This is a genomic window from Amycolatopsis camponoti, assembly GCF_902497555.1.
Taxonomy (GTDB): Bacteria; Actinomycetota; Actinomycetes; order Mycobacteriales; family Pseudonocardiaceae; genus Amycolatopsis; species Amycolatopsis camponoti.
On sequence record NZ_CABVGP010000001.1, the window covers coordinates 2,690,538 to 2,710,685 of the forward strand.

Below are 20,148 nucleotides of genomic sequence, written 5' to 3' on the forward strand. Positions count from 1 at the left end.
GGCGAGTGTCAACCGGCCGTCATACTCATGGGTGTGACCTCTTCGTCTCCGCCTGCCCCGGCCGCCCGGCGGTCCCGTGGCCGTCCCGCCGTCCCGCTGGACCGGATCCTCGGCGCGGCGCTGGAACTCGTCGACGAGGAGGGTGCCGAGAACCTGTCGATGCGGAGCCTCGCGCAGCGCCTCGAATCGGGCACGGCCACGCTCTACCGGCACTTCGGCAACCGGGCGGCCCTGATCGCGCACGTCATCGACCGCGTCTTCGGTGAGGTCGATCTCGACGGCCGGTCACTGGCGGAGCTGAGCTGGGACCAGGCCTGTCGAGCCGTCGCCCAGGCGATGTTCGACACGCTGGCCCGGCACCGGAAGATCGCGCCCTTGCTGATCGAGCAGACCCCGACCGGGCCGAACGCGATGGTGCTGCGCGAACGCTGCCTGGCCGTCCTGCTGGACGGCGGGTTCCGGCCGGACCTCGCCGCGCGCGCGTACGCGACGCTCGCGCGGTACGTCCTCGGCTTCGCGATCCAGCTCGCCGGCGCCGGGAACGACAGCGAGCGCGAGCGGGCGTCGGCGCACTTCCACGCCGTGCCGGCGGCGGAGTTCCCGGCCACCCGCGCGACGGCGGACTCGTTGCCGGTGCCCCTGGAGGCCGAGTTCGCCTTCGGCCTGGACCTGATCGTCGACGGCCTGCGTCAGCTGCACGCCCGTTGACGGGCCACCCGGTCAGGAGCGGAGCCGCGGCAGCACCAGCAAGGTGATCGAGTTCGCCGCGTACGTCGACAGCGGGGAGGTCAGCTCGGTGCCCGTCTTGTTGACCACCATGAGGGTCACGGCGCTGTCGCAGCGCCGTAGATCGCGAGCTGCCCCTGGTCGGTGCCGGCCGCCGAGACGCTGATGTCGCCGAACTTTCCTCCGGCGCCGTCGTAGTCGCGGTACATCCGGAACGCGTAGGCGGCCGGGTCCGTCGGTTTCGGCTCGCCCCAGATGGTGGCCAGGTCGAGGCCTTCGCGGCCGAAGATGCCGAGGACGTCGGCTTCGGCCAGTGCGCCGTCGATGTCGTCCAGGGCACCCCAGTCGTATTCGGTGATGGCGGTCTTCGTGCCGGGTTGTACTGCGCGATCCACCGCTTCATCGTGCGGATGAACTGCAGCGGGGGAGCGTTGACGCCGCTCGGGCCGATCCAGGACTCCTCGACGTAGGACGGGTCCCACAGCGAGCGTGTGGACCGCAGCCGCAGCGCGTCGGCTTCGGGGGTCTTGTCGCCGCCGATCTGGGGGTAGTAGTGCTGGTCGAAGTAGTCGAGGAGCCGTTTGCCTGCCGCGCCGCTCGCGTCCTTCATGTTCTCGAGGAACCACTGGGACAGGTTCAGCCCGCCGTGGGCGGCGGCGTCCGCGCCCGGCGCGCACCCGTCCACACCGGACGCGATCCATTCGCGGTAGCCCCACCCGGACGGGCCGAGCACCGCCGCCCGAGGATCGGCGGACTCGATGGCCGTCGCGGTCGCGGTGCTCTTGCTGCCCAGTTCCTCGTCGGACACCGGCCGGGGGTGCACGTCGAGGTGGGTGGAGCTCCACAGCACCGGTTCGTTGTCCAGTTCGTAGATCGGGACGCCGCCGTGGGCCGCCGTACCGAACTGGCTGACCAGGTGCGAGACCTCCGCGCCCGCGAAGGACGCGTCGGCCGGGATCGAGGTGTCGGTGGGCTCGGCCCCGGTGAGGTTCGCGTTGTTCAGCCTGCCGTTGCCGCAGTTGGCGTCCCACTGGTCGAACGAGTCCTGGGCCGGGAAGCGGGTGGCCGGGAAACCGCAGGCGTGCGGCCACTCCGGCACGTCTTTCGCCACCCAGCCGGACATGGGCACGGTGACCACCTGCTTGATCCCGTGGTCCCGGTTGCGCCGGACGTAGGCCTCGAGGGTGTTGTCCGGCCCGGCCACGATGTTCTCGAAGTACCAGTCGCTGCCGGTGTTGTAGGTGTGGTTCTCGAAGTTGCAGCGGCTGCTGGCGTTGCCGCCCCAGCGCGAGACGGGGGTGCCGAGTTCGGCGACGAGCGCGGGATCGCCGCCGTTCATCCCGTAGATGTCGGGGCTGATCGCGTGCCGGGCGGCGAACAGGTCCACGGACAGGCTGAGCCCGGCGGCGGAAGCCGGTTGCGCCGCAACGACTTGTGCGGTCAGCGGCGCGGCCAGGACGCAGCGGCTCGCGGTGCCCGGCCGTAGGTGACGTCGTCGCTGACCGACCATCGTAGACTCCTGGCGTCGACTTCTGGGAGCGCTCCCATACGTTGGCGAACGGTGCGCCGCCGTCCATCGGTCGATCGGAGGCGCGGCCGTGCTCCCGGCGGCCGTGTGCGCCGCTCGGCGGGTCCGCTCAGGCGGCCGTATCGAGGCCGGGCAGGGGGCGGCTGCAGATTTCGTGCGCTTCGACGGCGGGGAGGCCGAGCATGCGCAGCAGATCCTCGGTCACGCGGTCGGCCGCCTCGGCGTCGTCGCGCTCGGGCTGACGGTGCAGGAGCCGGCCCAGGCAGAGTGCGGCCCCGGCCACCGTGACCATGGCCAGTTCGGCATCATCCACGGTGAAGCGGCCGGCGCGCGCGGCGGCCTCGATGTCGCGGCGGGCGCGGGGGGCGAGCCCGCTCTCCGAGGTGGCCAGGTCGAGCCCGTAGTGCAGGAGGACCTTGCTGAGTTCGGGGTTCTTGCGGTGCAGGCGCCCGGTGAGCCGGAAGCTCTGCGCGAACACCTGCGCCGGGTCGTCCAGGCCGGCGGTCAGCTCGTCCAGCAGGGCACCGTGCGCGTCCAGGGCGTCCTCGACCGCTGCCCGGTAGAGCTGCTCCTTCGTCTCGAAGTGGTTGTAGAACGAGCCCAGTCCGACGTCCGCGGCCTGGGTGATCTCCAGGACCGACACGGTGGTCTTGCCGTCCGCGATCAGCGTCTGGGCGGCCTGGACGAGGGCGGCGCGGGTGCGCGCCTTGCGCCGCTCCAGCCGGCTCGGGGCTTGCTCCGGCATCCGTGTTCCTGCCTTCCGCCGTTCGTCGCGGGCATCGTACCCCGTGGCGTCAATGCTGATGAAATCGTCAGAAACTCTTGACTGACGACCTGCTCGTAACTGACGATGTCGTCACCAGAGTGGAGGGAGGGATGCCGTGGCAGACCAGCACGATCCCCACAGCGGCCTGCACAGCGAGCGGGGCGCACTCGCGGGTGAGCACCCCGGCCGGGCGGCGAACCCGGTGATCAAGGTGCACGACCTGGCGTGGCTGGAGTTCGAGAAGCCGGATCTGGCGCGGGCCGAGGTGTTCGCGCGGGCCTTCGGGTTCACCACGACGCTCAGCACCGGGCACGAGCTGCACCTGCGGGGCACCGATCCCGGCGCGCCGTGCGTGCTCGTCCGCGAGGGCGCTCGGTCGAAGTTCCGCGGACCGGCGTTCCGGGCGGCCGCGCCGGGCGACGTCCTGCGCCTGGCCGACGCCACCGGGCGGAAGGTCACCGGGTTGCCCGGCACGCTGGGCGGGGTCTCCGTCGACCTGCCCGACCCGAGCGGCTTGCGCGTCCGGGTCGTCTCCGGCACAGACGAGCTGGCCGCCTTGCCGCCGCAGGATCCGCAGGTGCTGAACTTCGGCCACGAGGTGGGGCGGGTCAACGCCGCCCAGCGGCCGCCGCGGGCGCCGGCACGGGTGCAGCGGCTGGGACACGTCGTGCTGCAGACGACGAAGTACCGGCAGACGCTGGACTGGTACCTGCAGCACCTGGGGCTGATCGTCAGCGACTTCCTCTTCCACCCGCGCCGCCGCGGGCGCGGGCCGGTGATGAGCTTCATCCGGTGCGACCGCGGCGCGACTCCGGCTGACCACCACACCCTGGCGCTGCTGCTCGGCCCGGCGAACCGGTACGTGCACTCGGCGTACCAGGTCGCCGACCTCGACGCGCTGGCCGCGGGCGGCGAGTACCTGCGTGAGCGCGGCTACCACCACTCGTGGGGCATCGGGCGCCACATCGAGGGCAGCCAGCTGTTCGACTACTGGCGCGACCCGGACGGGTTCATGGTCGAGCACTACAGCGACGGCGACCTGTTCGACAACACCCTCGAACCCGGCTGGGCGCCGATGACCGCCTCCGGCCTCGCCCAGTGGGGGCCGCCGGCCACGGCCGACTTCCTCGGCGTCAAGCCCGGCAAGGCGTCGCTGCGCGAACTGCGCGCGGTGTTCTCCGCCCTGCGCGAAGACAACGAATTCGACGCCCAGCGCTTCCTGGGCCTGCTGAAAGTGGCCCGCTCATGAACGAGCTCGCGAGTGAATCGTTCACCACCGCGCTTCCGGCTCACACGGCACCGAGCGCCGGCGAGGTGTGCGCATGAGCCTGAACGTCTTGCGCACCGCCGACGCCTGGTACGTCGCCACCCCGGCCGGGGCGGCCGAGATCACCACGACGGCGAAGACCACCGCCGAGCTGCTCGGCGACCGGGCGGCGATCACCGCCGCGGCCGGCTCCGCGGACACCGTGCCGGTGGCGTCGCTCGACCTGGTCTCGCCGGTCACCGCGCCCTGCCGTGTGGTCGCCCAGATGACCAACTTCACCTCGCACGTCACGGATGCCGGGATGGATCCGGCGGCGGTGCCGTTGACGTTCTTCCGCAAGACGTCCGGGTCGATCAGCGGCCCGTTCGACGACGTGGTCAGGCCGGCGCACGTGACGCTGCTCGACTACGAGGTGGAGATCGGGCTGGTCATCGGCCGCGAGCTCCCGGTCGGTACCGAGATCACCGCCGTGCACGAGTACGTCGCGGGCCTGGTGGTCACCAACGACGTCTCCGCCCGTGACGTCCAGCTGCCCCAGACCCAGTTCTACGAGGCCAAGTCGTACCCGACGTTCACCCCGGTCGGGCCCGCGCTCGTACTCCTGGAGGCCGACGAGCTGAAGCGGTTCGCCGACCTGCGGCTGACGCTGTCGGTCAACGGCACGGTCCGCCAGAACGCGCTCGTCGCCGGCGACATGATCCACCGCCCGCTCGAAGCGCTGCGGGCCCTGGCCCGGTTCCAGCGGCTGGATCCCGGCGACCTGGTGTTGACGGGCACCCCGGCCGGCACCGCGTTGTCCGCGCCGCCCAAGGCCGTCGAGAAGATCGCCGCGCTGCTGCCGCCGGCGGTGAAGTGGAAGCTGTTCTTCAAGGGACAGGCGAAGAACCCGAAGTACCTGGCCGACGGCGACGTCGTCGAGGCTTCGGTCGCCACCGACGACGGTGCTCTCGACCTGGGCACCCAGCGAACGATCGTGAGGCACCGGCGATGACCGGCGACCCGTTGTGGCCGCGCTGCGCCGAGCCGGCCGACCTGGCCGCGATCGAGGCTGTTCCGCTCGCCGACCGCGGCCTGCCGGAGTCGACGTACGCCCTGCTCCGCCGGGCGGCCGTGCGGTGGCCGGATCGTCCGGCCGTCACCGTGCTGCCCGAGGCCGCGCGGTGGCGGGAACCCGTCCGGCGCACGTTCGCGGAGCTGCTGGCCGACGTCCACCGCTACGCGAACCTGCTGCGGGAACTCGGGATCCGGCGCGGGGACGCGGTCGCGCTGATGTCCCCGAACTGCGCCGACCTGATCCCGGCGACCCTGGCCGCGCAGCTCGCCGGGATCGCCGCGCCGCTCAACGGCGGCTTGTCCCGCGTCCACCTCGCCGAACTGCTCCGGCGCTCCGGGGCTCGGGTCCTGATCACCGCGGGCCCCGAACTCGCGCCGGAAAGCTGGGCCACCGCACGGGAACTCGCCGGCGGACTGGACGCGGTCCTCGTGCTGCGCCCGACCGGCGCGGCCGGCGAACCCGCGGCACTGCCCGTCATCGACGGCGTCCGGGTGGGCTACCTCGCCGACCTCGCGTCCGGGCACGACACCGCCCACTTCGCCGGGGAACCGCCCGCGGCGACGGACCTGGCCGCGTTGTTCCACACCGGAGGCACCACCGGGGCCCCAAAGCCGGCCGCGCACACGCACGCCAACGAGGTCGCCGACGCGTGGATGATCGCGGTCAACCCGCTGCTCGAAGTCGGCTCGGTGGTCTTCGCGGCGCTGCCGCTGTTCCACGTCAACGCGCTGGTGGTCACGCTGCTCGCGCCGCTGTTCAAGGGCCAGCACGCGGTGTGGGCCGGCCCCCTCGGCTACCGCGAACCCGCGCTTTACGGGGAGTTCTGGAAGATCGTCGAGCATCACCGGATCGCCGCGATGAGCGCGGTCCCGACCGTGTACGCGGTGCTCGCCCAGTGCCCCGTCGACGCCGACATCTCCAGCTTGCGCTACGCCATGGTCGGCGCCTCGCCGCTGCCCGCCGCCGTGCGGACGGGCTTCGAGGCCCACACCGGCGTCACGCTGGTCGAAGGCTACGGGCTGACCGAAGCCACCTGCGCCAGCGCGCGCAGCTTCCCCGACGCCCCGCGCCTCGGCACCGTCGGCCAGCGCCTGCCCTACCAGCGGATGAAGGTCGTCCATCCGGAAACGGGGGAGGAACTGCCCCACGGCGAGACCGGGGTGCTGACCATCAGCGGCCCGACCGTGTTCCCCGGTTACGTCGTCGGCCGGGACGAGAACGGCTACCGGCTGGACGGTCTCGGCAAACTCCGCGACGGCCGGCTGGACACCGGCGACCTGGCCCGCGTCGACGCCGACGGGTTCGTGCACCTGGCCGGCCGGGCCAAGGACCTGATCATCCGCGGCGGGCACAACATCGACCCGGCGGTGATCGAGGACGCCCTGCTGGCCCACCCGCAGGTGATCGCGGCGGGCGCGGTCGGCCGGCCGGACGAGCACTCCGGCGAGGTGCCCGTCGCCTACGTGAGCCTCGCGCCCGGTGCCACGGCGACCGAGACCGACCTGCTGGCCTGGGCAGCCGGCCGCGTACCCGAGCGGGCCGCCGCGCCGAAGGCGGTCACGGTGCTCGAGGCGCTGCCCGTGACCGACGTCGGCAAGCCGTACAAGCTCGGCCTGCGTGCCGACGCCACCCGCCGCGCGATCACCGAGGCCCTGGCGGCGTTCGACGGGGTGGCCGTCGACGCGGTCGTCGAGGACGGGACCGTCGTCGCCACCGTCACCCTCCCGTCCGAAGTGGACGAACCGAAGGTGACGGCCACGCTCGGCCGCTACACCGTCCCCGTCCGCCTGGCGTCCCGAGGAAACCCATGACCGTCTTGACCGTGCTCGCTGTCCTCGTGGCTGCCGTCTTCCTCCTCATCGGCGCGGCCAAGCTGTTCGCGCTCGCGCCGATGCGGGAACGCGCCGCGCACGCCGGCTTCTCCGTCACGGCCTACCGCGGCATCGGCGCGCTGGAGATCGCCGGAGCCGCCGGGCTCCTGCTCGGCTTGACCGTGCCGGTGCTCGGCGCCCTGGCCGGTGCCGGCCTGCTGCTCCTGCTCGCGGGCGCGGTGATCACGCACGTCCGCAACCGGGACGGGGTCCGCGATCTCACCCCGGCCGTGGTCTGCGCGGTGTGCGTCGCCGGCTACCTCGTGGCCCTCGGGGTGTCGCCGTGAAGGTGTCCGTCGTGATCGTCGGCGCGGGCCCGGCCGGGCTGACCGCCGCGGCGCTGCTCGGCCGGTACGGCGTCGAATGCCTGGTGCTGGAACGGTGGGACGCGGTCTACCCCCGGCCTCGGGCCGTGCACCTGGACGACGAGGTCTGCCGCATCCTCGGGTACCTGGGGCTGGCCGCGGAGTTCGCCGCGATTTCCCGGCCGGGCCACGGGCTGCGGCTGCTGGACCCGGACCTGCGGGTGCTCGCCGAGTTCCCCCGCTCGCCGGGTGCCGGCCGCCACGGCTACCCGCAGGCGAACATGTTCGACCAGCCCGAGCTGGAGCACCTGCTCCGCGCCGGCCTGGCCGCGCTCGGCAGCGTCACCCTCCGCGGCAACGCCGAGGTCACCGGAATCGCGCAGGACGACACTGGCGCCGCCCGGGTCGAGGTGACCGACCGCGTCACCGGTGTGCGGGAGACGATCCGCGCGGACTACGTCCTGGGCTGCGACGGCGCCAACAGCCTCGCCAGGACGTCGATCGGCGCCCGCATGACCGGCTTCCGGTTCGACCAGCGCTGGCTCGTGGCCGACATCGCCACCGACGCCGACCTCGGCGAGTGGGAGGGGGTGCACCAGGTCTGCGACCCGGCCCGCGCCGCGACGTACATGCGGGTCGGGAAAACCCGCCACCGCTGGGAATTCCGGATGCTGCCCGGGGAAAGCAGCGACGACTTCCGCGATCCCGGCCGCCTGCACCCGCTGATCGCGCCGTGGACCAAGGACATTCCGGCCCGGGAACTGGAGATCGTCCGCGTCGGCGAGTACACGTTTCGCGCGCAGGTCGCGGACCGGTGGCGTGACCGGAGGGTGTTCCTGCTCGGCGACGCCGCCCACCTGACCCCGCCGTTCATCGGGCAGGGGATGGGCGCCGGGCTGCGCGATGCGGTCAACCTCGCCTGGAAACTCGCCGGCGTCCTCGACGGGACCCTGCCCGCGACCGCGCTCGGCTCGTACGAGGCGGAACGCCGCCCGCACGCCCGCGCGATGGTCCGCCGGGCGGTGCTGATCGGCAAGGCCATGACCGAAGGCGGCCGCTTCGGCGACCTGATCCGCCGGGTGGCCGCGCCGCGCCTGAGCGGTCGCGTCGTCGGCAGCGAGACGCCCGCACTGCGCCGATCGGACCTCGTCATCCGGCCACCGGCCCGGCGAACTTCGGCCGGGCGGCTGTGCCCCAACGCTCTTCTCGACGACGGAAGCCGTTTCGACGACGTGGCCGGTGGCCGCTTCGCCGTCGTCACGGCGGATCCCCCGTCGGAGAGTGAGTGCGCGGCCATCCGGGAGCGCGGTGCGGTTCTCGTCACCACCCGGCGCTCCGGCGAGTTGGGCCGCTGGCTCCGGGCGGGTGCGGCGATCGTCCGTCCGGACGGCACGGTGCTGACCGCGAGCAGCAGTCTCTCGCGGGTTCTGCGGCGGTTCACCACCCCCTGACAAGGAGCAACGATGCCCCGACGCCCTGAAGTGCCCGCGTACCGGCCGGACCTCTACTCGCCGCAGGCGATCCTGGACCCGTACCCGCACTACGCCAGGCTGCGCGAACTCGGGCCGGTGGTCTGGCTGCCCAGGCACAAGGTCTACGCGCTGCCCCGCTACGCGGAGTGCAAAGCGGTGCTGCGGGACGAGGAGACCTTCGGCTCCGGCGACGGCGTCGCGCTGAACCCCTTCGCCAACCGCCTCTCCCGCGGCACGACCCTCAACAGCGACGGTGAGGACCATGCTCGCCGCCGGGCCCTGGTCGCCCACCGGCTCACACCCCGCGCCCTGCGCACGATGACGGACGTCGTCGAACGCCGGGCGGCCGAGATCGTCGACGCGGCGCTCGCCCGGCGCGGCGTCGACGGCGTCGAAGTCGCGGCCGCGCTGCCCGCGGCCGTGGTTCCCGACCTCGTCGGCTGGCCGGCGGAGGGCCGCGAGCACCTGCTCCGCTGGGGCGCGGCCACCTTCGACGTCCTGGGCCCGCTGAACGGGCGAGCGGTGAAGGCCGTACCCGGCGGACTGGAGATGATGCGCTTCGCGCACGACGTCGCCAAGCGGCGGAACGTGCTGCCGGGCAGCATGGGCGACGACCTGCTGCGCGCGGCCGACGCGGGCAAGCTCGCCCACGCCGAGTGCCCCGCGCTGATGATCGACTACCTGGCGCCGTCGCTGGACACCACGCTCAGCGCGATCGCCAGTGCCCTGCACCTGTTCGCGACCCACCCCGGCCAATGGCGGCTCCTCAAGCAGGACCCGGGCCTGATCCCCGACGCGGTCAACGAGGTCGTCCGGTTCTTCTCGCCCCTGCGCGCCTTCAGCCGCGAAGTGACCCGCCGGACCGAGGTGGCCGGCGCCGCGCTGCCCGCGGGCGCACGCGTCCTCGTCCTCTACGCCTCGGCGAACCGCGACGCGCTGGAGTGGGACGACCCCGACACCTTCGACATCCGCCGGAACGCCGCCCGCCAGCTCGGCTTCGGGCACGGTACGCACGGCTGTGCCGGACAAGGTCTCGCTCGCCTGGAGACCCAGGCGATGCTGCACGCCCTGGTGGCCCGTGTCGACCGGATCGAGCCCGCCGGGCCACCGGAATGGGCGCGCAACAACATCATCCACCGCCTCGGGCGGCTCCCGCTCGACCTCGTCCCGGCCTGAAAGGGGACACCCGGTGAAGATCTCCGTCGACCGCGACCGCTGCGAAGGCCACGGCCTGTGCACCGAACAAGCGCCCGCGATCTTCGAATTCGACGACGACGCCGAACTCGTCCACCGCTTCGAAGGCCGGGCCATCCCGCCGGAGCAGCTCGCCGCCGCGCGGGCGGCCGTCACGTCCTGCCCGGTCGCCGCGCTGCGGGAGTTCGGGCTCGTTCTTCAGGATGCGGACACGGAGTAGCTGTTCGTCCGGAAGTCCATTCCGCCGGCCGAGGAGGTGATCTCGAAGCCGAACTGGACCTCGCCGAGCGTGACGTCACCGAACCAGCCGCGCGCCTTGATCCAGCCGAGGACGCCCAAAACGTCGACCGACCCCGAGTCGGTGTTCGACTTGCGGAGGAAGGAGAAGACCTCGTTCGCGCCGTTGGAGCCGCGGTAGACGTCCCAGGCGTGGCCGCCGACGGTCACGCCGGCCTGGTAGCTGCCGATCGGGCCGACCGGCCCCTGCTTGTTCATCCACAGCATGATTTCGTAGGCGTTGTTGTTCGCCCAGATGTCGTACGCCGTCTCGTAGGCCCCGGCGCCGGGGCGGGACACGGCGAAGGTGCTGGTCACCGACCGCAGCGAACTGAGGGAGCGGCCGACGTTCTTCGCCGAGTGCGGGTACGACTTCACCCCGCCGGTGTTCGGGTGGTCGGCCCACACACCGAAGTTGCTGTACGAATTCGCCCAGATGTTCTGCGGTCCGGCACCGCTGCCCCAGACGTCGTTGCGAATGGTGTATCCGCCGTCGGACCAGGTCCCCCACTTGTCCGTCGAAGACCAGGTGGCCGCTTCGGCGGTGCCGGCCGTCATCGCGACGGCGGCCGCCGCGGTCAGGGAAATCACCAGTGAACGTACTCCTCGGCGCATGGATGCATCCTTTCCGAGCTTCTTCGCGCGGTTGTCGAATCCATTCGATGAGCCCTCGAATCGCAGCGAGGGTGTGGAATGCCGACGACTATCGCACCCTGTTTCCCGGCGGTCAATGATCTTCCGGAAAAGGAACCCTCAAGGGGGAATGGGTCATCCTTTTATCGAATATTCGACAGCGGCCATCGTCGAATGGATTGTCGAACGCTTCGAAACAATGCGGCGTCTAATTCGGGCCATCGGTCCGGGCGGCGAGCACCCGGCGCACCTCGTCCGCGCCCAGCACCACGGGGGAGCGCAGCGATCCGACCTCGCCGATCTCGATCTCGACCACGTCTCCCGGCCGCAGGCCCTGGTCGAGTCCCGGCACGACGGACGTGCCCGTCGAGAGCACGGCGCCGTCGGGGAAGTCGTTGTCCCGCCACAGGTACTCGACCAGTCCGGCCGGTTCGCGGTTCAGCTGCGCGGTACTGGCTTCGCCGGCGAACACCTCGTGACCGTCGCGCAGGATGCGCATGCGGAGGTCGAGCGCCAGCGGGTCCGGCACCTCCCAGGCCGGCCGCACCCGCGCCGACACCGCGCACGACCCGGTGTAGATCTTGGCCTGCGGGAGGTACAACGGGTTCTCGCCTTCGATGCTGCGGGAGCTGACGTCGTCGACCACCACGTACCCGGCGATCTCCCCGGTACCGGTCAGCAGCAGCCCGAGTTCCGGCTCCGGCACGTTGTTGGCGGAATCGGCGCGGACGGCGATCGGCTCGTCGTCGGTGACCACGCGCCACGCGGACGACTTGAAGAACAGCTCCGGGCGTTCCGCCCGGTACACCCGTGCGTAGACGTCTTCGTCGGCGCTCTCCTCGCGGCGGGCTTCCTCGGAACGCAGGTAGGTCACCCCGGCGGCCCAGACCTCCATGCGCCCGTCCAGCGGCGGCAGCAGGCGGACGCCGTCCGTGGGCTCGGGCTCCCCGGCGGCGCCGGCCAGCTCGCGGATCTCCGCCAGGGGACGGCGTAGGAGGTCACTCATCGACGCCACCGCGAGCGGCCGCAGCCCGTCGTCGGCGAGCAGGCCGATCCGGACGGTGCCGGTCCCGTCGGCGAATCGCACCAGGTGGCTCATCCCGGACCTCCTTGTTCGGTACCGAACTTACGGAGTGCGGAGCGCGGCGGTCAACGACTGCCGGACAGGCGCGGCTCAGGCAGTCAGGCTTCGGCCGCACGGGCGATCGACCGGGCGAGCCACCCGAACACGAGGTCGTGTGCGGGCTTCTGGAGGTGCCAGTAGGCGTCGCCCCACCGGCCGGCGGGGGTGAACCGCACCCGCTGCCGCAGGCGGCTTCCGGAGCCGGCCGGTTCCGCGCGCAAGGTCAGCTCGGCGTCGCCGGGCAGGCGCATGTCGGCGGTCAGCACGAGTTCGCGGCGCGAGTCGTCCCGGCTCCGGACGGTCCAGAAGTCGATGACGTCGCCGGGGCCCGGTCGGTCCGGACGTCCGCGGTAGAGCCCCGCACCGCCCAGCGCTTGGTCGAGCAGGCCGCGCAGGGCCCACGCGGGCCCGGGCGGGAACCGGCCGCCGTCGCCGCCCAACCCGGTGATCGCCCGCCACAGCCGCTCGGGGGTGGCCGCGGAAGATGCGGTGTCGACCTCTTCGTACGACCGTCCCGCCGGGGCGGCCGGCACCGGAGCGCCGAGGGCCGCGCGCAGGGCGTTGTCGAGACTGGTCGGCCCGGCGGGCGGCGGGGGCAGGACGGTCTCCGCCGGGACGTCGGCCGGGAGCAGGTCGTGGTCGAGCGACGCGAACAGCCCGGCCGCGACGGCGGCCGGAACGGGCGAGGCCAGGCCGGCGATCCGGGCGGCGATCTCGTGCGACCACAACGGCGAAGGCAGCGTGACGGCGGCGGGCCGGCGCAGGACGCGGGCGCACCGCTGCACGAGGTCGTGGTAGCTGATCGTCTCCGGGCCGCTCACATCGAGCCGCCCCCGCAGCGGCGCGAGACCGACGGCGGCCCGCAGGTAGTGGCGGACGTCGGCGAGCGCGACGGGGCGGCTCCGCCGGGCGGTCCACCGCGGCCGCGGCCGGATCGGCAGCCGGGCGGTCCGGGCCAGGAGCTCGACCCCGGCCGATCCGCGGCCGAGGATCATCGACGCCTGCACCGCGAGCGCCGGGACGGCCTCGCCGAGCAGGATGTCGGCCACTTCGGACCGCGACGCCAGGTGCGGCGACGTGGCCGTCACCGGCCGCGGCCCGCCGAGGTAGACGATCTGCCGGACCCCGCTCCCGGCGGCCGCGACCCCGAGCCGTCCGGCGATGACGCGGTCCCGCTCGGCGAAGTCGGCCCGCGCCAACGAGTGGACGAGGTGGAAGACCACGTCCGCGCCGGCGACCGCGGTCTCGAGCGCTCGCGGATCCGCGGCATCCCCGAGCGTCACCTCGACGCGCTCGGGAAGGCGGTGCTCGGCGGAGCGGGACAGAGCACGGACGGAGTGCCCGGCGGCGAGGAGGTCGGAGACGAGCGCGCGGCCGACGAATCCGGTTGCTCCGAGCACGGTGCAGCGCATGGGGGTGGTCATCGTGGATCCGTGTTCGGCGGTGGGGGGCTTTCGAACAGGTTCGCGGTCGCCGGTCGTGCGGTGGTGCGCTGTTCGGCGGCGGCGAGTGTGCGGCCGATGAATCCGGTCACTCCCGGGACGGTGCACCGCGCTGAGGCGGTCATCGTGGATCCGCGTTCGGCGACGGGGGGCCTTCGAGCAGGTTGGCGGTCGCCGGTCGTGCGGTGGTGCCGGCGGTGCGCTGGTAGACGGCGGCGAAGCGGCCGGCGACCTCGTGGATGCCGAACCGCCGCGCGACGGTGTCTCGACCGGCGGCCGCGACCGCCCGGGCCCGGACCGGGTCGTCGGCCGCGCCGCGGACGAACGCCGTCAGCGCGTCTCCGAAGGCGGCGAGGCTCGATGTGTCGGCGAGCAGGCCGTTGCGGCCGTGGTCGATGTAGTGGCCGAGCCCGCCGCGGCGGGGGCCGAGGACCAGCAGGCCCGCGTCCATGGCCTCCAGCACCGCGATGCCGAACTCTTCCTTGCGGCTGGGGCAGACGTAGAGGTGCGGAGTCGGCGCGGGCAGGCGGCGGCTCAGGCCGTGCTCCAGCGAACGGACGTCTTCGTTGCTCACGGCGGCCAGTACGGCGAGGCGGCCGGCCGCGGCCGGGTACCGGCTCGCCAGTTCCCGGATGCGGCCGAGGATCCGTGCTTCGTCGTCGTTCGGGTCGGTGGTGTCGCCGCCGACGAGCACGAGCGCGGTGTGCCGGTACAGACCCCGGCTCAGCCAGGCTTCGACGAGCAGGTCCTGCTGCTTGACCGGGTGCAGCCGGCCCACGGACAGCACGACCGGCAGGCCGCGGGCCTCGGGAACGAGCCGGGGCAACCCGGAACCGGCGGCGAACAACGAGTCGATCAGCTGCTCCTGCCGGACCTCGGCCGCGGCCACGGGCGAGACCACCGGGATGCCCTCGGCCACGGACTCCGGCTCCGGGCGCTCGCGCAGCCGGGGGAAGTACGCGGCGAGCTCCCCGTCCGGTCGGCCGGGCAGGCCGAGCAGGGTGTCGGCGGCCGCCACCAGCCGGTCGGCGGTGTACATCCGGTGCAGGTCGAAGCGGGCGGCCTGCCGGTCTCCCGGCCGGCCGGCCCGGTGCCGCTCGGCCAGCGAGCGGTGCGGGTCGGCGGTGAGGGTGAACACGGTCCGCGCGCCCATCGCCCGGGCCGCGTCCGCGACGGCGGCGGATCCGTCGTCGGAATAGCGCACGTGGACGACGTCCGGGGTGCGGTCCGCGAGCCACAGCAGGTGCCGGGCCAGGAACCCGATGGCCGGGCGGTGCCGGGCGAGCGCGGCCTGCGGCGGCGGGCCGGGGGAGTCGACGGGCAGCCGCAGCACCAGGTGCCCGTCGTCGCCGGCTTCCGCCAGCGTGTCCCGGTCGCGGAGCAGGTCCCGTCCGGCCAAGGTCAGCGTCACGACCCGCGCGATGCCGGCGTGGCGTGGCAAGGCGGTGCCGAGGTGCCGCGCCAGGACCGTGAGGCCGCCGCTGGCGCCGGCGCCGGGCTGGTCGAAGGAGCCCAGCAGCATCGACTGCGCCACGGTCAGCCCGCGCCGGTCCGCCGCCGGGACCGTCCACAAGGGACTTTCGAAGCCCTGTCCCGACTGCCGGGCCAAGCACACCGCGGACAGGGCGCGTTCGTAGGGATCCGCGGCGCGGATGTGGGCGGCGGCCAGGATTTCGGTCGCCGCCGGCGCTTCGTCGAGCTGGGACAGGTAACGCCACAGGGCGTGCCGGTACCGGCGATCACCCGGGCCGGCGTCGGCCGCGGCGCTCACCGGCAGGCAGTGCAGGCCGTGCCGTTCCGCCAGATCGAGCAGGAGCGCGCCGCGCCGAGGGGGCGCGACGGCGAACGCGGTGCCGATCGCCGCGGCCGCGGCCGCCTTGCCGTGCGCGGCGACCGCGTCGGCGAAGAGGTCGAGGGCGACCGATCCGGCCAGGTCGTCGAGCGCGGCGTCCCCGGTTTCCGGGACCGCCACGAGGACCTCGCCGGGGCCGGGCGTGCCGGTTCGGCGGGTGAGGGCGCGCAGCGCGGCCACCGCACCGTCGGGATCGGTCCCGTCCGGGACGGCGCCGGCGTACTCGACCAGCGCGGGTCCGGCGAAGCCGGGGTGGAGGGCCCGGCGGACCGCGTCGGCCCGGTCCGGGCCGGCTCCGGGGGTCAACGTCCGGAGGACCGCCACCGGGTCGGCGACGGCGGTGGTCCGGGTGTCCTGACTGATCACTGCGCTGCTCCGGGGGTCGGGCCGTAGGGTCGGCGGGGGAGAGGGAGGTGGCCGGGGATGACGGCATCGCGGATCGTGGTGGTGAGCCCGCCGTTCGCGTCACACGCGCGTCCACTCGCGACGGTGGGGGCGGCGCTCGCGGCCGAAGGCGCGGAGGTGACTTTCGCTTGTGCACCGGCGTTCGCGGGCTTGGCCGCCGAGCTGGGACTGCCGTTCGCGGAGCTGGCGTTCGGTGACAACGCGAACACGGGTATCGCCGAACGCACCCGCCAGGAGGCCGACGGGGAGCGGCGGCTGGCCGAGTTCCTCGAAGCCACCCGCGCCGGCGCGGTGCCCGCCCTGCTGGCCCAGGCCCGGCACCGGCGGGCCGACATGCTGCCCGACCCCGACAGCGTGTTCGCCTCGGTCCGTTCCCTCGACGAGCGGCTGCGGCCGGACTGGTACCTGGTCGACCAGCTCGCCTACGCCGTCACCCTGGCGGTGTACGCCCTCGGCCGCCGCTGGGCGGCCTTCTGCCCGGGCCATCCCAGCTACGTCCTCGAAGGCGCCGGCCGCTTCTTCGGGCTGCCGCCGTACTGGCCGCGCTCGATCCGGCCCGCCGACGGCGAACTGGACCGCTTGCGCAGCGAAGCCGAGGCGAACGACCGGACGTTCACCGGGCTGTTCGCGGATTTCCTCGCCGGACGCGCTCCGGACCGGCAGGTGCCGCGGAGCGCCTTCGGGCTGACCTCGCCGGAAGCGGTGCTGTTCAACTACCCGGAACTGCCCTGGCTGCCGGACCTTCCGGCCGGGCCCGCCCGGATCTTCGCCGGGCACTGCAGCGACGTCGGGACGGCGGTCCTGCGCGGCGGCTGGGACGAGCGGGTCGGCGAGCTGACCTCCGGTGGCCGGCGACGGCTCGTCCTCGTGTCGTTCGGGACCTTCCTGTCCGCCCGGGACGACGTCCTGGGCACCGTGGTCAGGGGACTGCTCGAACTGCCCGAGGTGTCGGTGCTGGTGGCCGCGGGCGATCGCGCGGCCGGTCTTCGGGCGGCGTTCGCCGGAGAGCGGTGGGTCGACGTCGCCGACCAGGTGCCGCAGCGGGCCTTGCTGCCGCGCGTGGCCGCGGTGGTGCACCACGGTGGCAACAACTCCTTCACCGAGTGCCTGGCCGCGGGGGTGCCCGCGGTGGCCCTGCCGTTCTCCAGCGACCAGTTCGCGGTGGCCCACGACCTCGAGCGCATCCCGGCCGGCCGGGTGCTGGATCCCCAGCGCGTCACTCCCGGCGCGGTGGCCCGGGTCGCGGGTCACGCCGTGGCGGAGGCTCATGAGGCACGGGAAGCCGGGTATCGGCTCGTGACCGGCCGGGGGCCACGCCACGCCGCGCGCGCATTGTTGTCGGCCATGCGACGACCTCCGATCACCGATGCAGAGACGATGCGAATCTAAAGCCACGGAGTCTTCGGTGCCGCACAAGACGGCACCGAAGGTGCCCACCTCGACCGGCCCGCGCGACCGAGAACAGTGCACCTTGCCGCAAATATGCAGGTAGAGTGGCTCTCGTGCCGAAGGTGGCGCCCTGAGCACGTGTGACAAGAAGTCGACCGATTGCATCGCAGTTGAATCGAAAGTGTCCGAGGAGCGGAGGAAGCCGATGGCCGTGACGCCGTCCGTGGTGGCCGCCATCCGGGAGCGGGCTCGCGACGCCCTCTTCGCGCGGGTCGCGGGCCCCGAGGGTCCCCGGAACCGGGCTCGCATCCACGAAACGCCCGGTCCCCGGTGGTTCCTCCCGGACAGCGCGATCCACCGCGTGCACGGCGACACGGCGATGTTCGTCGGTGGCCTGCGCGCGTTGCTGCTGCAGTCGTTGCACCCGCTGGCGATGGCGGCGGTGGCCGCGCACTCCGGCTACCGGGGTGATCCCTGGGGCCGGCTGCAGCGCACCAGCACGTTCCTCGCGACGACGACCTTCGGCGTGGCCGACGACGCCGAGCGGGCGGTTTCGACCGTGCGCGCGGTGCACCGCCGGGTCCGCGGGGTCGCCCCGGACGGGCGGCCGTACCGTGCGGACGACCCGCGCCTGCTCACGTGGGTGCACATCGCCGAGGTCGACAGCTTCCTGCGCGCCCACCAGCGGTACGGCGCCCACCCGCTGGACGACGCGGGGTGCGATCGGTACGTCGCCGAGACCGCGGTCGTCGCCCGCAAGCTCGGCGTGCCCGGCCCGCCGGTCACCGTGGCCGCACTCGAAGAAGCGCTCGCGACGTACCGGCCGGAGCTCCACGGCACTCGCGACGCCCGGCTGGCGGCTCGCTTCCTGCTGGTCACCCCGCCGGTTCCGTGGGCGGCGAAGCCTCCTTACGCGGCGTTGGCGGCGTCGGCGGCCGCGATGCTGCCCGGCTGGGCGCGGCCGGAACTGCGGTTGCCGCACCTGCCGGTGGCCGAGTCCACCCTCGTCCGCGTCGCCGGTCTGAGCGTCGTCAAGGCGGCTCGCTGGGTGATGACCGCACCCGGGTGATTTTCGCCATGCGGCGCGAAAACGCGCTAATGGCGAACGTGTCCAACGGAAAATACTGCACGGTCACAATGATTCCGATTTGGAATTGATGTATTTTGATCGGCGTACCAAGCGTTGCTCCGATTGTCTGTTGACAGCACTTTCGAGAATGCCGACACTGTTTCACGGCAGCGGTTTCCGCTGCCTTCGAGGGGTTGCCTGATTCGCCGATCCCGGGGAGATCGGCCGTCATCCGATGTTTTCGCACGCTCGGCGCCGTGGTTGCCACGCGCCGGTTTCGTGCAATTCCTGTTCGAGGGAGGAACCATGAGAATTCGTGCTTCGCGGTTGAAGACCCTGCTGGTGTCGGCCGGTCTTGTGGCCGGCGCCGCGCTGGTCTCCGCACCGCTCGCGTCCGCGGCGTCGCCGGACGGTGTAGTGCAGTCTCCGCAGGTCGGCCAGTTCGCTCAGGGACAGCTCGAGAAGTTCTGGACGCCGGAGCGGCTGCGGAGTGCCCGACCGGTCGCCCAGGACGCGCCGAAGGCCGCCGCGGTACCTCAGGTCGCTTCGCCGGTGCTGACGCCCGGCGGTGACCAGTTCGGCAACGCGCAGGCCGCACGGCCCTACACATCGGACTTCAACACGCGGGTGACCGGCAAGGTCTTCTTCTTCAACCCGCGGGACGGCCTGACCTACGTGTGCTCCGGCTCGGTGATCAACTCCACCGGGAAGAGCGTGGTCGCCACCGCGGCGCACTGCGTGTTCCAGGGCGGGGCCGGCCAGTCGGTGTGGAGCCAGAACTTCATCTTCATCCCGTCCTACGACAACAACAGCCGCCCGCTGGGCACGTGGAGCGCGGCGACGTTCTGGATCCCGACGACGTACTTCAACCACGGCAATGACGGTGTCACCCACGAAGACGACGTCGCGACCGTGGCGATCGCCGCCCAGGGTGCCTCGAAGATCACCAACGTGGTCGGCGGCCTCGGCTGGGTGTCGAACAACTCCGGCACGATCAACGGCTTCGACACCCACGGGTACCCGCAGGAGCTGTACGGCGGCCAGAACCAGCTGCGCTGCCTCGGCAACGGCCGGAACGCCGGCGGTTTCAACGGCGACACCTACTTGTTCACGAACAACTGCGTCGCGTTCGGCGGCTGGAGCGGTGGCCCGGTGATCAACGGCAGCAACCAGCTGCTCGGCGTCACCTCCGGCAGTGACCGGTCCACCAACTCGTTCTACGCGCGTACCGCGTCGAACACGTGGGTCCCGGTGCTCAACGCCGCCCAGGCGGCCGGGTTCTAGGACGGCCGGAGCAAGCGTCCGACCATCGCCCGCCGGAACCACTTCCGGCGGGCGCGCCGCCGGTTCCGGAGCCCGGTTCACTTCGTGGGCATCAGGGCCCAGACCGTCTTCTCCGCGGCGTCGTGGTGGACGCCCCAGTCGAGCGTCAGGCTCGCGACCACCGCCAAGCCGGTGCCGGCACCGCGGGCTCCGTCGCGGATGGCCGCCAGGGTCTGTGCCTTGCCGGGTGCGGCGTCGGTGACTTCGAGCAGCAACCCGGTGCGGTGGCGGCTGTACCGCAGCCGCAGCGGGACGCCGGTGTGGTCGTAGGCGTTGGTGACCAGCTCGTCGGCGACGAGCACGGTGTACCCCAGCGCGGCCGCGGGGGCCGTTCCGAACGTGAGCCGGCCCGCGAGCCAGCGCCGGACCACCGGCGGGTCCGGCCGGAGCCGGAGGTCGTAGACGCCTTCGGCGACCTCGGCGACCCGCGCGCACAGGCGGTCAGTGTCCATT

Annotated in this window: 18 protein-coding genes and 1 pseudogene; 11 read left to right on the forward strand and 8 right to left on the reverse strand. The window is 72.7% G+C overall.

Features of this window, described 5'->3' with window-relative positions; translation table 11 throughout:
- The first annotated feature begins 33 nt into the window (after window positions 1-33).
- Window positions 34-708 (forward strand): TetR/AcrR family transcriptional regulator, encoded by a 675-nt coding sequence (locus AA23TX_RS12790; protein ID WP_230862459.1) that lies wholly within the window; start codon window positions 34-36, stop codon window positions 706-708.
- A 116-nt stretch (window positions 709-824) separates the two neighbouring features.
- Here AA23TX_RS12790 and AA23TX_RS50075 read toward each other — a convergent pair whose 3' ends face one another.
- The 3 genes and pseudogenes from AA23TX_RS50075 to AA23TX_RS12800 all read right to left on the reverse strand — a co-directional run bounded on the left by AA23TX_RS50075 (window position 825) and on the right by AA23TX_RS12800 (window position 2,999).
- Window positions 825-1,121 carry a hypothetical protein gene (locus AA23TX_RS50075; RefSeq protein WP_230862460.1) on the reverse strand — a complete coding sequence of 99 codons (297 nt, stop codon included), beginning with the start codon at window positions 1,119-1,121 and terminating at the stop codon, window positions 825-827.
- 206 nt (window positions 1,122-1,327) lie between these two features.
- Window positions 1,328-1,930, reverse strand: a pseudogene (locus AA23TX_RS50080) (glycoside hydrolase family 44 protein); the annotation flags it as partial.
- Window positions 1,931-2,363: 433 nt separating this feature from the next.
- A complete protein-coding gene (locus tag AA23TX_RS12800; RefSeq protein WP_155542744.1) occupies window positions 2,364-2,999 on the reverse strand; it encodes a TetR/AcrR family transcriptional regulator in 636 nt (211 codons plus the stop codon).
- Between the two features lie 136 nt (window positions 3,000-3,135).
- Here AA23TX_RS12800 and AA23TX_RS12805 point away from each other — a divergent pair, with 136 nt between their 5' ends.
- From AA23TX_RS12805 to AA23TX_RS12835, 7 genes are all read left to right on the forward strand, one after another.
- Complete coding sequence (locus AA23TX_RS12805; RefSeq protein WP_155542745.1) at window positions 3,136-4,269, forward strand: VOC family protein; 1,134 nt, start codon at window positions 3,136-3,138, stop codon at window positions 4,267-4,269.
- Between the two features lie 73 nt (window positions 4,270-4,342).
- Window positions 4,343-5,278: a fumarylacetoacetate hydrolase family protein gene (locus AA23TX_RS12810; RefSeq protein WP_155542746.1), complete on the forward strand. Its 936-nt coding sequence runs from the start codon at window positions 4,343-4,345 to the stop codon at window positions 5,276-5,278.
- The gene (locus AA23TX_RS12815; protein WP_155542747.1) at window positions 5,275-7,152 is read left to right on the forward strand and encodes an acyl-CoA synthetase; all 1,878 of its coding nucleotides are present in this window, start codon (window positions 5,275-5,277) and stop codon (window positions 7,150-7,152) included. Before AA23TX_RS12810 ends, AA23TX_RS12815 begins: the two co-directional genes overlap by 4 nt.
- Entirely contained in the window at window positions 7,149-7,499 is a 351-nt protein-coding gene (locus AA23TX_RS12820) for a DoxX family protein (protein ID WP_155542748.1), read from the forward strand. Before AA23TX_RS12815 ends, AA23TX_RS12820 begins: the two co-directional genes overlap by 4 nt.
- Window positions 7,496-8,968, forward strand: a complete 1,473-nt coding sequence (mhpA, locus tag AA23TX_RS12825; protein WP_338422494.1) for a bifunctional 3-(3-hydroxy-phenyl)propionate/3-hydroxycinnamic acid hydroxylase MhpA — start codon at window positions 7,496-7,498, stop codon at window positions 8,966-8,968. Before AA23TX_RS12820 ends, mhpA begins: the two co-directional genes overlap by 4 nt.
- Window positions 8,969-8,980: 12 nt before the next feature.
- A complete protein-coding gene (locus tag AA23TX_RS12830; RefSeq protein ID WP_155542749.1) occupies window positions 8,981-10,165 on the forward strand; it encodes a cytochrome P450 in 1,185 nt (394 codons plus the stop codon).
- Between the two features lie 13 nt (window positions 10,166-10,178).
- A complete protein-coding gene (locus tag AA23TX_RS12835) occupies window positions 10,179-10,403 on the forward strand; it encodes a ferredoxin (RefSeq protein WP_155542750.1) in 225 nt (74 codons plus the stop codon).
- On the opposite strand, the gene AA23TX_RS12840 is transcribed toward AA23TX_RS12835, so the two are convergent.
- The 4 genes from AA23TX_RS12840 to AA23TX_RS12855 form a co-directional block, all read right to left on the reverse strand.
- Window positions 10,382-11,074, reverse strand: coding sequence for a glycoside hydrolase family 12 protein (locus AA23TX_RS12840; protein ID WP_155542751.1), 693 nt, complete (start codon window positions 11,072-11,074; stop codon window positions 10,382-10,384). The two genes, AA23TX_RS12835 and AA23TX_RS12840, sit on opposite strands and share 22 nt — an antisense overlap.
- A gap of 226 nt (window positions 11,075-11,300) precedes the next feature.
- Entirely contained in the window at window positions 11,301-12,191 is an 891-nt protein-coding gene (locus AA23TX_RS12845; RefSeq protein WP_155542752.1) for a fumarylacetoacetate hydrolase family protein, read from the reverse strand.
- A gap of 83 nt (window positions 12,192-12,274) precedes the next feature.
- Window positions 12,275-13,639, reverse strand: coding sequence for a DUF2867 domain-containing protein (locus AA23TX_RS12850; protein ID WP_155542753.1), 1,365 nt, complete (start codon window positions 13,637-13,639; stop codon window positions 12,275-12,277).
- A 139-nt stretch (window positions 13,640-13,778) separates the two neighbouring features.
- Complete coding sequence (locus AA23TX_RS12855; protein WP_155542754.1) at window positions 13,779-15,875, reverse strand: glycosyltransferase family 4 protein; 2,097 nt, start codon at window positions 15,873-15,875, stop codon at window positions 13,779-13,781.
- Between the two features lie 57 nt (window positions 15,876-15,932).
- On the opposite strand from AA23TX_RS12855, the gene AA23TX_RS12860 reads away from it, so the two are divergent.
- The 3 genes from AA23TX_RS12860 (at window position 15,933) to AA23TX_RS12870 (ending at window position 19,656) form a co-directional block, all read left to right on the forward strand.
- Window positions 15,933-17,303 carry a glycosyltransferase gene (locus AA23TX_RS12860; protein WP_155542755.1) on the forward strand — a complete coding sequence of 457 codons (1,371 nt, stop codon included), beginning with the start codon at window positions 15,933-15,935 and terminating at the stop codon, window positions 17,301-17,303.
- Between the two features lie 205 nt (window positions 17,304-17,508).
- A complete protein-coding gene (locus AA23TX_RS12865) occupies window positions 17,509-18,372 on the forward strand; it encodes an oxygenase MpaB family protein (RefSeq protein ID WP_155542756.1) in 864 nt (287 codons plus the stop codon).
- A gap of 306 nt (window positions 18,373-18,678) precedes the next feature.
- Window positions 18,679-19,656, forward strand: a complete 978-nt coding sequence (locus AA23TX_RS12870) for a trypsin-like serine peptidase (protein WP_155542757.1) — start codon at window positions 18,679-18,681, stop codon at window positions 19,654-19,656.
- A gap of 77 nt (window positions 19,657-19,733) precedes the next feature.
- On the opposite strand, the gene AA23TX_RS12875 is transcribed toward AA23TX_RS12870, so the two are convergent.
- Entirely contained in the window at window positions 19,734-20,147 is a 414-nt protein-coding gene (locus AA23TX_RS12875; protein WP_155542758.1) for an ATP-binding protein, read from the reverse strand.
- Window position 20,148: the final 1 nt, after the last annotated feature.

Excerpts from the sequence above, each read along its gene's own strand:
- AA23TX_RS12810 (WP_155542746.1), top strand. The coding sequence starts at position 4,343 with ATGAGCCTGAACGTCTTGCGCACCGCCGACGCCTGGTACGTCGCCACC.
- AA23TX_RS12840 (WP_155542751.1), bottom strand. The coding sequence starts at position 11,074 with ATGCGCCGAGGAGTACGTTCACTGGTGATTTCCCTGACCGCGGCGGCC.
- AA23TX_RS12815 (WP_155542747.1), top strand. The coding sequence starts at position 5,275 with ATGACCGGCGACCCGTTGTGGCCGCGCTGCGCCGAGCCGGCCGACCTG.
- AA23TX_RS12845 (WP_155542752.1), bottom strand. The coding sequence starts at position 12,191 with ATGAGCCACCTGGTGCGATTCGCCGACGGGACCGGCACCGTCCGGATC.
- AA23TX_RS12830 (WP_155542749.1), top strand. The coding sequence starts at position 8,981 with ATGCCCCGACGCCCTGAAGTGCCCGCGTACCGGCCGGACCTCTACTCG.
- AA23TX_RS12820 (WP_155542748.1), top strand. The coding sequence starts at position 7,149 with ATGACCGTCTTGACCGTGCTCGCTGTCCTCGTGGCTGCCGTCTTCCTC.
- AA23TX_RS12875 (WP_155542758.1), bottom strand. The coding sequence starts at position 20,147 with ATGGACACTGACCGCCTGTGCGCGCGGGTCGCCGAGGTCGCCGAAGGC.
- AA23TX_RS12865 (WP_155542756.1), top strand. The coding sequence starts at position 17,509 with ATGGCCGTGACGCCGTCCGTGGTGGCCGCCATCCGGGAGCGGGCTCGC.
- AA23TX_RS12860 (WP_155542755.1), top strand. The coding sequence starts at position 15,933 with ATGACGGCATCGCGGATCGTGGTGGTGAGCCCGCCGTTCGCGTCACAC.
- AA23TX_RS12870 (WP_155542757.1), top strand. The coding sequence starts at position 18,679 with ATGAGAATTCGTGCTTCGCGGTTGAAGACCCTGCTGGTGTCGGCCGGT.
- AA23TX_RS12800 (WP_155542744.1), bottom strand. The coding sequence starts at position 2,999 with ATGCCGGAGCAAGCCCCGAGCCGGCTGGAGCGGCGCAAGGCGCGCACC.
- AA23TX_RS12850 (WP_155542753.1), bottom strand. The coding sequence starts at position 13,639 with ATGACCACCCCCATGCGCTGCACCGTGCTCGGAGCAACCGGATTCGTC.